We start from the raw sequence: 15,403 nt of genomic DNA, 5'->3' as shown, positions 1-15,403 counted from the left end.
ATTTCGAGGCAGACAACGCTACAACCTGACCCAACCGATCATTCCGAGTGGCTGGTTGATAGGCGCCCTTTATTAAGCGCCTGATCAACTACTACTGTCTTCAGTAAATGCTGACTAACTAACTCGCTTTATATGGGTTTCCGGGCGGCTCAACCGGCAAGCGGCGTACTTGAACTCTGGAATCTTTCCATACGGATCCAGCGCCGGGTTAGTGAGTAGATTCGCCGCCGCCTCCTCGTAGCAGAAAGGCACGAAAACCATCCCCTCAGGCATGCCCGGATCCGTCCTGACCTTGAGGGTGATGGCCCCTCGCCGGGTGGTGATCGTTAGGTCATCGCCAGGTGCCAACCCCAGCCGGATAAGCTCAGCGGGCGCCAAGCTCGCCACGGCTTCCGGCTCCAGGTCATCGAGCACTTTGGCGCGGCGGGTCATGGATCCGGTATGCCAGTGTTCTAACTGACGGCCAGTGGTCAGCACCGTCGGATAGTCGTTATCTACCGGCTCATCCGGTGGCAGCGGACGCGTAGGCGCGAACTTCGCCCGGCCACTGGCCGTAGGGAAGACCTCGCTGAAGACTACGTCTTGCCCCGGTGCGTCCTCCGCTGGGCAAGGGTAGGTCACCGACTGCTCGCGCTCCAAACGCTCCCAGGAAATATGGTCGAGAGAGGCCATACCTTGCTTCATCTCGGCGAAAACGTCCTGCGGATGCTGGTAATTCCAGTTGAGGCCGAAGCGTTTGGCCATTTCCTGGATAATCCACCAGTCCGGCTTGGCCTGGCCCGGCAGTGGCAAGGCCGCACGCCCCATCTGCACTTGCCGATTGGTGTTGGTGACGGTGCCGTCCTTCTCGGGCCAGGCGGAGGCCGGCAGAATGACATCGGCGAATTGAGCGGTTTCAGTGACAAAAAGATCCTGTACCACCAGGTGCTCTAGTTTGGCCAACGCGGCCCGGGCATGGGCCAGATCTGGATCGGACATCGCCGGGTTTTCACCCTGGATATACATGCCGCGAATGGTGCCCGCAGTGATAGCATCCATAATTTCCACCACGGTGAGACCCGGTGTGGGATCCAGTTTGGTATTCCACAGCTCTTCGAAAGCACTGCGTACCTGCGCATCGCTAACCGGCTGGTAGTCCGGCATCACCATGGGAATCAGGCCGGCATCAGATGCCCCTTGAACATTGTTCTGCCCCCGCAGAGGGTGCAGGCCGGTGCCAGGGCGACCGGTCTGGCCGCAAGCCAGCGCCAGCGAGATCAAACAACGGGCGTTGTCGGTCCCATGGGTATGCTGAGAAATGCCCATGCCCCAGAAAATCATTGCCCGCTCGGCGTTGGCATAAAGCCTAGCCACTTCGCGAATGGTCTCTGGCTCAACACCGCACAAACCGCTCATCGCTTCGGGGGTCATGTCCACCGTATGCGTTTTGAGCGCCTCAAAGCCTTCGGTATGCTCGGCGATATAGGCCGTGTCATAAAGTTCTTCGCTGATGATCACATTGAGCATGGCATTAAACAGCGCCACATCCGTACCCAGTGAAAAGCGAACACTGCGATGGGCGTAGGCATCCAACGCCTGACCACGGGGATCGAGTATCACTATCTTGGTACCGCGTTTGGCGGCCTGTTTAAAGAAGGTGGCCGCCACCGGATGGTTTACCGCGGGATTACAGCCGGTAAGAATCACTACATCGGCCTGACTGGCCTGCATAAAGGAAGCGGTTACCGAACCGGAGCCGATACACTCCATGAGCGCTGCTACCGAACTGGCGTGGCACAAGCGGGTACAGTGATCCACATGGTTGGAGCCAAAACCGGTACGCACCAGCTTCTGGAACAGCCACGCCTCTTCGTTGGAGCACTTGGCACTGCCGAATCCCGCTAAGGCATCAGGGCCATGATTCACTTTAAGGTTCACAAGCCCGCTGGCGGCCACCTCAAGGGCTTCGCCCCAGCTCGCCTCGCGGAAATGCGTCAAGGGCTTGGCAGGGTCGAAGTCTGGATCGATCCCCTTTGCGACACCCTCGCGACGAATCAGCGGGGTAACAAGCCGAGATGGATGGCGCGGATAGTCATAGCCGAAGCGACCTTTAACACAGAGTCGGTTCTCGTTTGAAGGACCGTCGCGGCCCTCCACATAAAGGATCTTATCGTCTTTGATATGGTAGGTAAGCTGACAGCCAACCCCGCAGTAGGGACACACTGAGTCAACCTTACGGTCAGCCACAGCAGAGTCTCCGTGCCCTTGCTCATCCACCAGGGTGGCAGGCATTAAAGCTCCAGTGGGGCAAGCTTGAACACACTCACCGCAAGCAACACAGGTACTGTCCCCCATGGGGTCGTCGAAATCAAATACGATCTTAGACGCCGCCCCACGGTGAGCCAGTCCGATAACATCGTTAACCTGTACTTCGCGACAGGCACGCACACACAGATTGCACTCAATACAGGCATCAAGGTTAACGCGCATGGCAGAGTGGCTGCTGTCTTGCTCCAGGCTACCCACCCTAGTCGCCACATGGTGCACGGTAGCTGTCTCACGCTCTTCGCGCTTGGGCAGCTTGCGGCGCACTGCCGTGGCATCAATGGCCAACTGGTCAGCCATGGCCCAGAAATGGCTTGAGCTGTCGGGGCTCTCTTCCCGCTCAGGCTGGTCGACCAGCAGCATTTCCATGACCATCTTGCGGGCCGTGTGCGCGCGTTCAGAGCTGGCACTATTAACCACCATACCGGGCGCCGCTTCGCGCAGACAGCTTGCGGCCAAGGTGCGCTCGCCCTCGATTTCCACCATACAAGCACGGCAGTTGCCGTCGGCGCGATAGCCGCTGGCATCCTTGAAACACAGATGCGGAATGGTCTCGCCGGCACGCTTGGCGACTTGCCAGAGGGTTTCACCGGGGTAAGCGCTGACGTCAACGCCATCCAGGGTCAGGGTAAAGCTTTGGTTTAAGCTCTGTTCACTCATGCTGATCTCCCTTATCCCTTGACGATAACGTTCTGGGCAGCCAGTTCACTGCGAAAATTCTTGAGCAAGCCCAATACTGGGTTAGGTGCCGCCTGTCCCAGCCCGCAAATAGAGGCATCTATCATCACTTGGGAAAGCTGCGTCATAAGCCCAGCATCCCATTCATTACGCTCAAGCAGGGTGAGCATTTTTTCGGTTCCCACCCGACACGGCGTGCATTGGCCACAGGACTCATCGGCAAAGAAAGCCAGCAAGTTGGTCGCCACACTGCGTAAGTTATCCTGATCAGAAAGCACGATCACCGCAGCGGAACCGATAAAACAGCCGTGCTCCTGGAGGGTATCGAAGTCGAGAGGAATATTGGCTTTAGTGGCGGGCAGAATGCCGCCAGAGGCGCCTCCAGGTAGATAAGCCGCCAAGCGGTGACCTTCCGCCATGCCGCCACAATACTCGTCAATTAACTCGCTTAGCGTGATGCCAGCAGGCGCCAGATAAACGCCAGGCTGCTTAACTCGCCCCGAAACCGAGAAACTGCGCAGCCCCACGCGGCCATGGCGGCCCTGACTGGAGAAAGACTCAGCACCGCGCTGCCAGATCATCGGAATCCAGTAGACGGTCTCGACGTTATTGACCAGCGTTGGGCGATCAAAGAGCCCTTTCTGAGCCACAAACGGAGGACGATGGCGGGGCTTGCCCGGCTTGCCTTCCAGGGACTCAATCATCGCCGACTCTTCGCCGCAGATGTAAGCACCCGCTCCGCGGCGCAGCACGATATATCCCGGTGCCACTAGGCCAGCGTCCTCAAGCTCGCCAATTGCCTCGCGCAGCACGACATGTAACGCTGGATACTCGTCGCGTAGGTAGATATACAGCGCCTCGGCGTCTACCGCCCAAGCACTGACCAAGGCACCTTCAAGAAACTGGTGCGGCGAACGCTCCAGATAATAACGATCCTTAAAGGTACCGGGTTCGCCTTCGTCAGCATTAATGGCACAGTAGCGAGGGCCAGCCTCCTGACGCACAAAGTGCCATTTCTTAAAAGTAGGAAAACCCGCGCCCCCTAAACCGCGAAGGTTGGCCTGCTGCATCGCTTCCATCAGTGCTTCGACCGTTACTTCCCCGTTGCGGCAGGCCTGAAACAATGCAAAACCACCCTCGCTGCGATAGCTATCAAGTCGTTGCCAATCGATAGGTTCGGGGTGAGTGTCGTCGCCATCGATAGCTGCCTGAACTTGAGCCGCGTCGGCTCGACCCAAGTGGCGATGGCCAACCTCCACGACGGGCGCAGTGTCGCAGCGCCCCATGCATGGGGCGCGCAACACCCGTACCTGCTCGATATCGACATTTGCTTCCAACTGCGCTTTAAGCGCCTCAGCGCCAGCTAACTGGCAAGCCAGAGAGTCGCAAACGCGGATGGTCAACGCCGGGGGCACTTCCTGGTCGTCATGGATGACATCGAAGTGAGCGTAAAAGGTAGCTGTCTCATAGATCGCTGCCATCGGCAGGTTCATATAAGTTGCCAGGGCACGCAGGTCTGCCAACAACAAATGCCCTCGGGCATCCTGAAGAGTATGCAGGTGTTCAATCAATAAATCGCGGCGGCGCAATGCGGCATCGTTGCGTTCATCGCCCAGCAGTTCACGCAATCCCTCAAGACGAATGGGATCGAGTTCACGGCCGCGGGGCTTGCCGCGAAAGCGGCGCTTGGGGGTCACGGTCTGGACGGTCATGGGTCACTCATTATTATTTTGATCGGCGTGATGCCGAATGAACGAAGACGGCACCCCGCGGGGTGCCGTCTAGGGTCTTACTATCAATCTTGAACTATCTATACCGAACTATCTACCTCGAACTATCTACCTCGAACTATCTATCTCGTCTCCTCTACGGACGGGCAGTTACTTCCGGCTTATGCAGGCACGCTGCCGTGGGGATCGATGACAAATTTCTTGGCGGCTCCGCCATCGAAATCGGCATATCCTTGGGGCGCCTGATCCAGAGTGATCATCTGTACATTTACCGCATCGGCGATCTTAACTTTACCGAATAGAATAGCCTGCATCAGCGGGCGGTGGTACTTCATTACCGGGCACTGTCCGGTATGAAAACTGTGGGATTTGGCCCAGCCGAGGCCAAAGCGCATGCTCAAAGCACCCTGCTTAGCGGCATCATCAGCGGCACCTGGGTCTTCGGTCACATACAGGCCAGGAATACCGATTTGGCCGCCCGCGCGAGTTAGCGACATCGCCGAGTTCAGCACGGTCGCAGGTGCTTCTTTACCATGGTTGCAGCCGCAGGCGTGGGCCTCGAAACCAACACAATCGACAAAGGCATCGACTTCACGCTCGCCGAGAATCACCTCAATCTTGTCGGCCATGTCGCCGTCCTGGGTCAGGTCAATGGTCTCGCAGCCAAAGCTTCGCGCTTGAGCTAAACGGTCTTCGACCATATCGCCGACAATCACACAAGCCGCGCCAAGCAACTGCGCAGAAACTGCCGCCGCCAGACCCACAGGGCCAGCACCGGCAATGTAAACAGTGCTACCGGGGCCGACACCAGCAGTAACGCAACCGTGGAAGCCGGTGGGGAAGATATCGGACAGCAGGGTTAAATCTTTGATTTTCTCCATCGCTTGATCGGTGTCCGGGAACTTCAGCAGATTAAAGTCCGCGTAGGGAACCATGACATATTCGGTCTGGCCACCCACCCAGCCACCCATATCGACATAGCCGTAAGCAGCCCCTGGACGAGAGGGGTTCACATTTAGACAGATGCCGGTACGGCCTTCTTTACAGTTACGGCAGCGACCGCAGGCAATATTAAACGGCACCGAGACGAGATCGCCGGGCTGGATAAACTCGACGTCGCGACCACACTCGACCACCAAACCAGTGATTTCGTGACCCAGCACCAAGCCGGATGGCGCAGTGGTGCGGCCGCGCACCATATGCTGGTCGCTGCCACAGATATTGGTGGTGACGACTTTAAGAATGACGCCGTGCTCACACTTTCGATTACCGATGGCGAGCTCAGGATAGGCAATAGATTCGACGGCGACTTCACCCGGCCCTTTATAGACCACTCCGCGGTTGGCTGCATTCATGGCTAGCTCCTGTTGTTTATTGTTGTGCGCTTGATGGTGGATTGCGCTTTCCCACCCTATCCCCTCCGTGCCTAAGGACTTACCCCACAAAGGCACTCACATATCTATTCAAGACATCCTAGCCAAGACGAATAGCTAGAGGTCGCTTTCACGACACTCTTACCCTGAAACAGGCCCAACAATCCGTTGTGTCGGCGATGCGGGCGCATAGCCGATATCTAACAATAGCCACCAAGGACATCTAATGAAGAACAATGACGATCCTGTCCTGTCGCCCGGACAGGACAATACTCAGATAATGGGGTTAGATTTTCATAACCCCGTATTCCCACTCTCTGCTCTCGCCATTCTGCTATTCATTCTTTACGCACTGGTTTACCCGGATGCCGCTAACACGCACCTAGGGCTTGCCAAGAACTGGTCAATTGAACACTTTGACTGGCTGTTTATGATTGCAGGCAATACCTTTGTGGTGTTCTGCCTCGTACTGATCTGCTTGCCCCTCGGGCGAATTCGTTTGGGCGGCAGCGATGCCAAGCCGGAGTACTCGCGCACGTCCTGGTTCGCCATGCTTTTTGCGGCGGGTATGGGTATCGGCCTAATGTTCTGGAGCGTTGCTGAGCCAGTGGCCTATTACACCGACTGGTACGGTACGCCCCTCAACGCCCCCGCAGGCACGCCGGAAGGCGCTAGTGCTGCCATGGGCGCGACCATGTTTCATTGGGGGCTGCACCCGTGGGCAATCTACGCAGTCGTCGCACTCTCGCTGGCGTTCTTTGCCTATAATAAGGGCTTGCCACTCACGCTTCGCTCCGCCTTTTATCCACTTCTAGGTGAGCATACCCGCGGCTGGGCAGGTCATATCATCGATATTCTTGCCGTACTCGCCACCATTTTCGGCCTCGCCACCTCGCTTGGCTTTGGCGCTACCCAAGCGGCAGGTGGGCTCGCCTATCTGTTCGGCATCCCCAACACTATTGGCACTCAGCTGGCGATCATCCTAGTGGTCACGGTGATTGCACTATTCTCGGTATGGCGGGGTATCGACGGTGGCGTAAAGCTATTCTCAAACATTAATATGATCATCGCGGCGATACTGCTGCTATTCGTTGTGATAGCAGGCCCGACCCTGATGATATTGACAGGGATTGGCACCACAACGCTAGACTATGTCAGCCACCTTTTGCCGCTGTCGAACTGGATCGGACGCGAGGACGACACCTGGTACCACGGCTGGACCATCTTTTACTGGGCGTGGTGGATCTCCTGGTCTCCGTTTGTCGGCATGTTTATCGCTCGCGTCTCGCGTGGACGTACCGTTCGGGAGTTTCTAATTGCCGTACTGCTGGTACCAACGCTAGTCACGCTGGTTTGGATGAGCGCCTTCGGCGGTACAGCTCTTTTTCAGGCGACTAACGGCATAGGCGAACTGGCCAACGGCATTGGTGATGTCTCACTCGCCATGTTCCATATGCTGGAACAGTTGCCTCTCACCAGCATAACGTCAACACTAGCCATTATCCTGGTGCTGGTTTTCTTCATCACTTCATCAGACTCCGGCTCGTTGGTAATCGATAACATCACCGCCGGTGGCAAAACCGATGCACCTAAGGGCCAGCGTGTTTTCTGGGCCGCACTTGAAGGCGTCATTGCTGGAGTGCTGCTGTATGGCGGCGGTAGCACCGCGCTCAGTGCGCTTCAGGCAGGCGCGGTAGCCACGGGGCTGCCCTTCACACTGGTACTATTAATGATGTGCGTCAGCCTTTACATAGGCCTTAATAAGGAGTGGCAACAACTTAACGCAATACCCAAAACCGCCAAGTAATCTCCCCCGCAACCGCCCGCCCAACCAGCGGGCGGTTGCTCTCTTTTACCGACCAGGAACCAAGACAATGCAGTCAAATTCTTACCAGCGCGGTCTGGCCATGGTGATACTGGGCGTGGTGTTCCTCAGTTTCGACGGTCTGCTGATCCGCCTAGCCAATACCGATGGCTGGACTATCGTATTCTGGCGCGGTTTCTTGATGTTCTGCGTGCTGGGAGTCCTGTGCTGTGTGGGTAATCGATTAGGGGCACTGAGAAGCCATCCGTTTTCGTCACTTGCCTCAGCGCTGCTGCTGGGTCTAATGTCGAGCCTCTTCGTACTCGCAGTGATGAACGCCAATGTGGCCAACGTGGTAGTAATACTGAGCACAGCGCCACTGTTTGCCGCACTGTTTTCACGGGTTTTCCTACATGAAAAGGTGCCGCTAAGAACGTTGGTAGCCATTGCCGTCTGCATGCTGGGTATGGGTTTGGTGTTCTTGGGCGAAGGCGCCATGGGAATGCTGGCGGGTAACCTGTATGCCTTAACGGCTGCGGCGGCCATCGGCGGTAACCTGACCTTGCTACGCCGCTATCCCGCCATTGACCCCATGACGGTGATTGCTGGTGGCGGACTGCTCTCAGCAGCAATTGCTCTGCCCATGGCCTCGCCGCTGGCGCTTGATGCCGAGCGTTATGGCGTGCTGGCACTGATGGGGCTAGTGCAGATGCCTCTGGCCACGGTGCTGATCAATAGCGCCACCCGTTACCTGCCGTCTACCGAGGTGGCACTGTTTTACCTAGTGGAAACCGCATTGGGCACACTATGGGTGTGGTGGCTATTAGGCGAGACGCCAACGGCATCAACACTATTGGGCGGGGTCATCGTCATCACGGTGCTAGTACTACACGCCTGGATGGGGTTACATCTAGAAAGACAGCGCCTGCGGCTTTACCCTGGCTTTGCTGGCAAATAGGTCATAACAACATAGAAGAAGATAACGACAGAGAACGTAAAGACTTAAAACGTAAAGGCTTCGAAAATAAAGACTCAGAGATTAAATAATAGATAACAAGAAGCCCGCCAATAAAGGGCGGGCTTTAAGAGTGCTAACATGCCGTGATCAAAAGACTTCAGCGCAGCACGTCCTCTTCCTTGAGCAACTTGTAGATCGCCTCGGCGCCCTGCTCAGGGGTAACGTCGGTAAGCACTTGCCCGCCCTTGCCCTCGGCTTTGGAAGCCGCCGCCTTGAAGCGGTCTCTTGCAGAGGCGGCTTTGATGATTTTCAGACGCTTAGGCCGTTTACGTGCGGGGCTCAAGTGCCACTGGGCCAACTCACTGTCGGCTTCAGAGGTAGTGGGCGCCACCGAGAAGGTGGCTCGACGAGCCGGGCCGAAGGCGCTCTGACGCGCCGCTGGCGCTGCTTCATCCACGCTAATGATGGCGGGCAAGCGCACCTTGAGACGGCGACGCTGGCCCCGTGGCAACGCCTGAAGCAGCGTTACCACGCCATTTTCCACCGTCTCTATCGATGCCAAGCTATTCACTAACGGCCAACCGAGATGCTCCGCCAACGCATAGGGCAAAAGCCCAGAACCTTCTCCGCGCTCGGCCCGGGTACCGGTGATCACTAGCTGAGGTGAGGTAGCGGCTAAATGTTCCACCAGCGGCAGAATAGCATCGCTGCCTTCAGGCTGCTCCAGCAAAGTCATGGACTCAAGCCCCATACCAACGCCTGTGGCCATACCTAAGTAACTGCGCAGAGCTGCCTCGCTGTCGACATCCTGAGAACCAGCGTGCAGTACGTCAATCCGACTACCCGGCAGTTCTGCTTCCATGGCTAGGGCAAGCTCCAGACCCCGTGCATCCTGCTCGGCGCGCCTCGCACGACCGGTTGTGGGGTGACGGCCTATGGAGACCAGCACCGCTACGTCGATACCCGTTTTTTGTTGTTTTTGCTGTTGTTCAGGCCGCATCGCGCTGCCCTCCTCGCTGCTGTTCCACCATCGCCACTAACGCAGCAAGAATTTGCGTGCTGTCGCCTATCACCGCCAGGTCTGCGCGTTTGATCATGTCGCACCCCGGATCGAGATTGATGGCCACCACCTTGTCGCAGCGCTGAATGCCCTGTAGGTGCTGGATAGCGCCTGAAATACCCACCGCCATATAGACTCGGGCGGTTACCCAGGTGCCGGTTGCACCTACCTGCCGATCACGAGCCATAAAGCCGTCATCCACCGCGACACGCGAGGCCCCTTCGGTAGCACCGAGCACTTTCGCAGCATGGTGGAAGGCGTCCCACTGTTTAACACCATTGCCAGCAGAGAGGATGAACTCAGCCTCGGCCAGCGCCACACCAGCGGGATCCACTGCCACCTGCCCCAGGTCTTCAATGCGCGATAAAGTGGTGGGAATAGGCGCCGCCAAGGTCTGGCGCTCGGCCGCATGCCGCGTCTCATCCACCGGCTCAGCGCACTCTGCCAGTGCCAGGGCAACCCGCGGCAGAGGGCGCTGGATATCCAGGCTTCCAGCGGCGCCACGGGCAGTGCAGCGCCACCCCAAGGAAGCCTCATTATCAACTTCCACCTGCCACACCCCCGTGGCAGCGCGTTCACCCAGGCGTAAGGCAAGCCTCCGCCCCAGATCAGCCCCGCCTAGGGGCGAGTCCGGCAACAGCCAGAAGCGCGGCGTCATCTCACGTTCGACGGCACTTAACACCGCCAGCCGTGCCTCGGGAGCAAACCCAGCGTAAAGTTCATCATCAAGATGCACGACACGATCGATCCCGGCTTCACCAAGCGCTTCTTCCTTATGCTCGCCGAATAAGACCGCCACCACGGCACCAGGCTGTTCGGCGTCGGCATCCGCCACGCGTCTGGCTAGCCCCAACAGATCCTTATCATGGCTTGAAAGGCGGCCACCGGTCAGGTCGGGTACTACTGCTACCAGAAAGGCGGGCTGATCAATGGTCACCCCACGGCGACTATCGCGGGCCGCCGTGGTGGTCGCGGCGGCCTGTCCACCTTGCTGGAGGCCGCTACGATCAATCCGTTTGATGCCATTGGGGCCGATAAAACCAATGGCGCGAGGATTCTTACGCACCACACCGTTGGGCCCCAGCCACTCACTGGCTGCTCCGCCGCCCTCACTGTTTACACCAAGAGCGGCGAGCACACTGGCGTGGTCTGGATGAAGACGGTTCCGGGCGATCCACTCGCGACGCGGATCGCGGCGAATAATCTCACTCATAAGGTCACCTCTTCAGCAGTCGTCACTGCAGTGGTTCGGCGGGATACGCCAGACACATCGCCAGCAGGACGCTCAACCAGGGCATCAGCTACCAGTTCGGCGATATCGCGCACTTCAGCGCTGGCATCCACCACGCCCTCCAGCATGGCAGTGCACTGTGGACAGCCCACCGCCACCAGCTCGGCGCCGCTCTCTTTAACGTCATTCATGCGCATATCGGGAATTCGGCGCTCACCAGGAATATCCGTGATTGGCGCCCCACCGCCGCCGCCACAGCAGCGCGAACGGAACCCAGAGCGCTCCATCTCGGCCACCTGGATGCCCAGCGCTTTAAGCACTCGCCGCGGGGCTTCGTATTCACCGTTATAGCGTCCCAAATAACATGGGTCGTGATAAGTAACACTGCCACCTTTCCAGGGAGCAAAGGTCAGCCGTCCTGCATCATACAATTCAGCAATAAAGGTACTGTGGTGGCGCACCTCGTAGTTGGCACCACCCAACTCGCCATACTCATTGCCCAGCACATGAAAACTATGCGGATCACAGGTGACAATCTGCTGGAAGCGATACTTGGCCAGGGTGGCAATATTGCGCTTAGCCAGGGACTGGAACGTCGCTTCATCGCCCAATCGTCTTGCCACATCACCACTGTCGCGCTCTTCAGCACCTAACACGGCGAAGTCTACTTCGGCAGCACGCAGTACTTTAACCAGGGCACGTAGGGTTCGTTGGTTACGCATATCAAAGGCGCCATCCCCCAACCACAACAGCACATCAACCTGCTTTAGGTCAGCCATTAGCGGTAGGTTAAGATCCGCCGCCCAGTTGAGCCGTGAGCCTGGGTCGAAACCGCCGGGGTTGTCAGTGGCAATCAGGTTGTCGAGCACCTCAGCACCTTTATTGGGTGTCTTGCCCCGCTCCAAGGTCAGGTGGCGGCGCATATCGACAATCGCATCCACGTGCTCAATCATCATTGGGCACTCCTCGACACAAGCACGGCAGGTCGTGCACGACCAGAGAGTCTCGGCGTCAACCAACGCCTTTCCCTCTTTCATAACAACAGGCGCCACGATCGGCGCATGGGGAGCGCCTTGGTGCTCTCCCACTGGCTTACCAGGATAAGGAGAACCGGCATAGCCAGCATCGCTACCACCGGCAAAACCCACCACCATGTCTTGAATCAGCTTTTTGGGATTGAGCGGTTGGCCAGCAGCAAACGCAGGGCACACCGCCTCGCAGCGGCCGCACTGCACGCAGGCATCGAAGCCCAGCAGTTGGTTCCAGGTGAAGTCGGCAGGCTTTTCCACGCCCAGAGGCGCCGCTTCATCCTCCAGGTTCAGCGCTTTGAGCCCCGTTGACCGGCCACCACCAAAGCGCTCGGCACGGCGGTGAAAGGCGAGATGTAAGGCGCCAGCGAAGGCGTGCTTCATTGGGCCGCCCCAGGTCATGCCAAAGAACATTTCGCCCAGGCCCCAAACCACGACGCCCGCCAACACCAGCGCCAGAAGCCAGCTACCGCTGCCTTCTACTAACCCTTCAGGCAACAAACCTACTGTGGGCAGTGTGATCAGGAAAACGCCTATCGAAAACGCCATCAGGCTCTTTGGCAGCCGCATCCAGGGGCCTTTGGAGAGCCGTGCAGGAGGGTTAAGCCGCCGACGCGCTACGAAGAGGCTACCGACGAACATGGAGGTGCTAGCCAGTAACAGCAACCCGCCTAGCAATGGGTTAGCGATACCCAGACCATGCACCAGGATCATCAGCACGGCGGCAGCCACGAAGCCTCCGGCGGTGGCTACGTGGGTATTGGAGATCATTTTGTCGCGCCCCACGACATGGTGCAGATCCACCAAATAGCGGCGCGGCAGGGCCATCAACCCCTGGAGTAGGTTCACCCGCGAGGGGCGCCCCTGACGCCACAGGCGTATACGGCGTACAGCGCCGATTACTGCCAGGGCCAGAGCAGTAAAAATCAGTATCGGCAAGAGCGTATCGAGCATGGTACTCACCTCATCTTTCGCGGCGGGGCTGCTCCGGCGGCAGACCTCTGCGAGGGCGCTGTAAACCCATCCCTGGGCGCTACATTTGCCATCTGACCGCCATGGATGGCGGAAATGCCGTAAACGTATGGAACTGTTTTACGGCCATGGCAAATGACCCTCGCTACGGTCTACCACCGGCGCCCCGGCTCTCGCTCAGGTCAAAAGTCCTTGCAGATTCGCAGGGCGTCGTAGATGGCCGCATGGGTATTACGCGGTGCCGTGCAATCGCCCAGGCGGAAGAGTAAAAAGCCGTCCCCTTCTTCGCTCAGGCTGGGCTGAGGCTGGATGGCATAGAGCGCCTCCAGATCCACCTGCCCTTTGTTGCGAGACTGCTCTTTGAGGGCGTAATAAAGCGCCTCGTCAGGACGCACGCCGTTTTCGACGACCACCTGATCAACCACTCGCTCTTCCAAGGCACCGGTGTACTCATTTTCGAGCACTGCCACTAGGCCGTCGCCCTCGCGGTAGACCTTATGCAGCATCAAGTCAGAGGACATGATCACTTCTTTCTCGTACAGGCTTCGGTAGTAGGTGGGGAAGGTGGTACCGCCCACCGCCGCGCCGGGCTTGATATCGTCGGTGACGATTTCGACCTTGGCGCCCTTATCAGCTAGAAAATCTGCCGCTGAGACGCCGGAGAATTCGCAAATGGCGTCATAAATCAGCACGTTTTTTCCGGGTGCCACCTTGCCTGAGAGAATATCCCAGGTGCTGACCACCAGGCTCTCCTCAGCATTCTCCGAATAGCCCCACTCGGGGTGCTGGCTAAGGAAGGGTTGGCCACCGGTGGCGAGCACCACGATATCGGGGCGTAGATCCAGCAAGGTTGCCTCATCGGCACGAGCCCCTAATCGCAGGTCGACTTTCAGGCGTGCCAACTCCAGCTGGTACCAGCGAGTGATACCGGCGATTTGGTCGCGCTGCGGAGCTTGAGCAGCGATAGTGATCTGCCCACCCAGGGCGTCAGCCGCCTCAAACAGGGTGACATCATGACCGCGCTCAGCAGCAACGCGAGCTGCCTCCATACCGCCGGGGCCACCGCCAACCACCACAACTTTGCGCTTAACGCCCTCGGTCTTTTCAATGATATGCGGCAGACCCATGTATTCCCGCGAGGTGGCCGCGTTTTGAATACACAGTACATCCAGGCCCTGGTATTGGCGGTCGATGCAGTAGTTAGCCCCCACGCACTGCTTAATCTGGTCTATCTGCCCCATCTTGATCTTGGCAATCAGGTGAGGGTCAGCAATATGCGCCCGGGTCATGCCCACCAGATCCACGTAGCCCCCTTCGAGAATACGCTGGGCCTGATTGGGATCTTTAATATTCTGGGCGTGGATCACCGGCACATTCACCACTTCCTTGATCCCCGCCGCCAGATGTAGAAAAGGCTCCGGTGGATAAGACATATTGGGGATAACGTTGGCGAGCGTGTTGTGAGTGTCGCAGCCAGAGCCGATGACGCCGAAAAAGTCGACCATTTTAGTGGCATCGTAATAAGCGGCGATCTGCTTCATGTCTTCATGTGAGAGGCCATCTGGGTGGAATTCGTCACCACAAATGCGCATACCCACCACGAAGTCATCGCCCACTTCGGCGCGCACCGCTTTGAGCACTTCCATGCCGAAGCGCATGCGATTTTCAAAACTACCGCCCCACTGGTCCTCGCGCTTGTTGACCCGCGGGCTCCAGAACTGGTCGATCAGGTGCTGGTGAACGGCGGACAGCTCGACGCCGTCGAGGCCGCCTTCCTTGGCCCGGCGCGCGGCCTGGGCGAAGTCACCGATGATGCGCCAGATCTCCTCCTCTTCGATGGTCTTGCAGGTGGAGCGGTGGACCGGTTCGCGGATACCAGAGGGGGATACCAGAGTCGACCAATCGAAGCCGTCCCAGCGTGAGCGGCGTCCCATATGGGTAATCTGGATCATGATCTTGCCACCATGCTTGTGCACGGCGTCCGCCAGATTCTGAAAGTGTGGAATGATGCGGTCGGTAGAAAGGTTCACCGAACTCCACCAACCCTGGGGGCTATCAATAGACACCACTGATGAGCCACCGCAGATACACAGGCCACAGCCACCCTTAGATTTTTCTTCGTAATACCTGACGTAGCGCTCAGTCGTCATACCACCGTCAGTGGCATGCACCTCGGCATGGGCGGTACTGACCACACGGTTGCGGATGGTCAGCTTGCCGATCTCGATTGGCTCAAAGATTGCGTCAAATGCCATGGTTATCTCT

At 57.9% G+C, this 15,403-nt stretch carries 9 protein-coding genes; 2 read left to right on the top strand and 7 right to left on the bottom strand.

The window, feature by feature from the left end:
* Positions 1-114: 114 nt before the first annotated feature.
* The 3 genes from fdhF to fdhA all read right to left on the bottom strand — a co-directional run bounded on the left by fdhF (position 115) and on the right by fdhA (position 6,067).
* The gene (gene fdhF, locus NF683_RS09210) at positions 115-2,964 is read right to left on the bottom strand and encodes a formate dehydrogenase subunit alpha (protein WP_089039332.1); all 2,850 of its coding nucleotides are present in this window, start codon (positions 2,962-2,964) and stop codon (positions 115-117) included.
* An 11-nt stretch (positions 2,965-2,975) separates the two neighbouring features.
* The gene (locus NF683_RS09205; RefSeq protein WP_089039333.1) at positions 2,976-4,694 is read right to left on the bottom strand and encodes an NADH-ubiquinone oxidoreductase-F iron-sulfur binding region domain-containing protein; all 1,719 of its coding nucleotides are present in this window, start codon (positions 4,692-4,694) and stop codon (positions 2,976-2,978) included.
* Positions 4,695-4,873: 179 nt separating this feature from the next.
* Entirely contained in the window at positions 4,874-6,067 is a 1,194-nt protein-coding gene (gene fdhA, locus NF683_RS09200) for a formaldehyde dehydrogenase, glutathione-independent (protein ID WP_009724036.1), read from the bottom strand.
* A gap of 244 nt (positions 6,068-6,311) precedes the next feature.
* Here fdhA and NF683_RS09195 point away from each other — a divergent pair, with 244 nt between their 5' ends.
* Together NF683_RS09195 and NF683_RS09190 are read left to right on the top strand one after the other, a co-directional pair.
* Complete coding sequence (locus NF683_RS09195; RefSeq protein ID WP_089039335.1) at positions 6,312-7,892, top strand: BCCT family transporter; 1,581 nt, start codon at positions 6,312-6,314, stop codon at positions 7,890-7,892.
* Positions 7,893-7,959: 67 nt separating this feature from the next.
* Positions 7,960-8,847, top strand: coding sequence for a DMT family transporter (locus NF683_RS09190; RefSeq protein ID WP_089039336.1), 888 nt, complete (start codon positions 7,960-7,962; stop codon positions 8,845-8,847).
* Between the two features lie 157 nt (positions 8,848-9,004).
* On the opposite strand, the gene etfB is transcribed toward NF683_RS09190, so the two are convergent.
* The 4 genes from etfB to dgcA form a co-directional block, all read right to left on the bottom strand.
* The gene (gene etfB / locus NF683_RS09185) at positions 9,005-9,847 is read right to left on the bottom strand and encodes an electron transfer flavoprotein subunit beta (protein ID WP_089039337.1); all 843 of its coding nucleotides are present in this window, start codon (positions 9,845-9,847) and stop codon (positions 9,005-9,007) included.
* Entirely contained in the window at positions 9,837-11,120 is a 1,284-nt protein-coding gene (etfA, locus tag NF683_RS09180) for an electron transfer flavoprotein subunit alpha (RefSeq protein ID WP_089039338.1), read from the bottom strand. Before etfA ends, etfB begins: the two co-directional genes overlap by 11 nt.
* Positions 11,117-13,120, bottom strand: a complete 2,004-nt coding sequence (locus tag NF683_RS09175; protein ID WP_089039339.1) for a (Fe-S)-binding protein — start codon at positions 13,118-13,120, stop codon at positions 11,117-11,119. Before NF683_RS09175 ends, etfA begins: the two co-directional genes overlap by 4 nt.
* Before the next feature lie 200 nt (positions 13,121-13,320).
* Complete coding sequence (dgcA, locus tag NF683_RS09170) at positions 13,321-15,393, bottom strand: dimethylglycine demethylation protein DgcA (RefSeq protein ID WP_089039340.1); 2,073 nt, start codon at positions 15,391-15,393, stop codon at positions 13,321-13,323.
* Between the last annotated feature and the right edge of the window lie 10 nt (positions 15,394-15,403).

It is taken from the genome of Halomonas sp. MS1, assembly GCF_024182575.1.
Classification (GTDB): domain Bacteria; phylum Pseudomonadota; class Gammaproteobacteria; order Pseudomonadales; family Halomonadaceae; genus Vreelandella.
The sequence above is the reverse complement of the archived record's forward strand: the minus strand, read 5'-3'. Positions and strand labels throughout refer to the sequence as shown.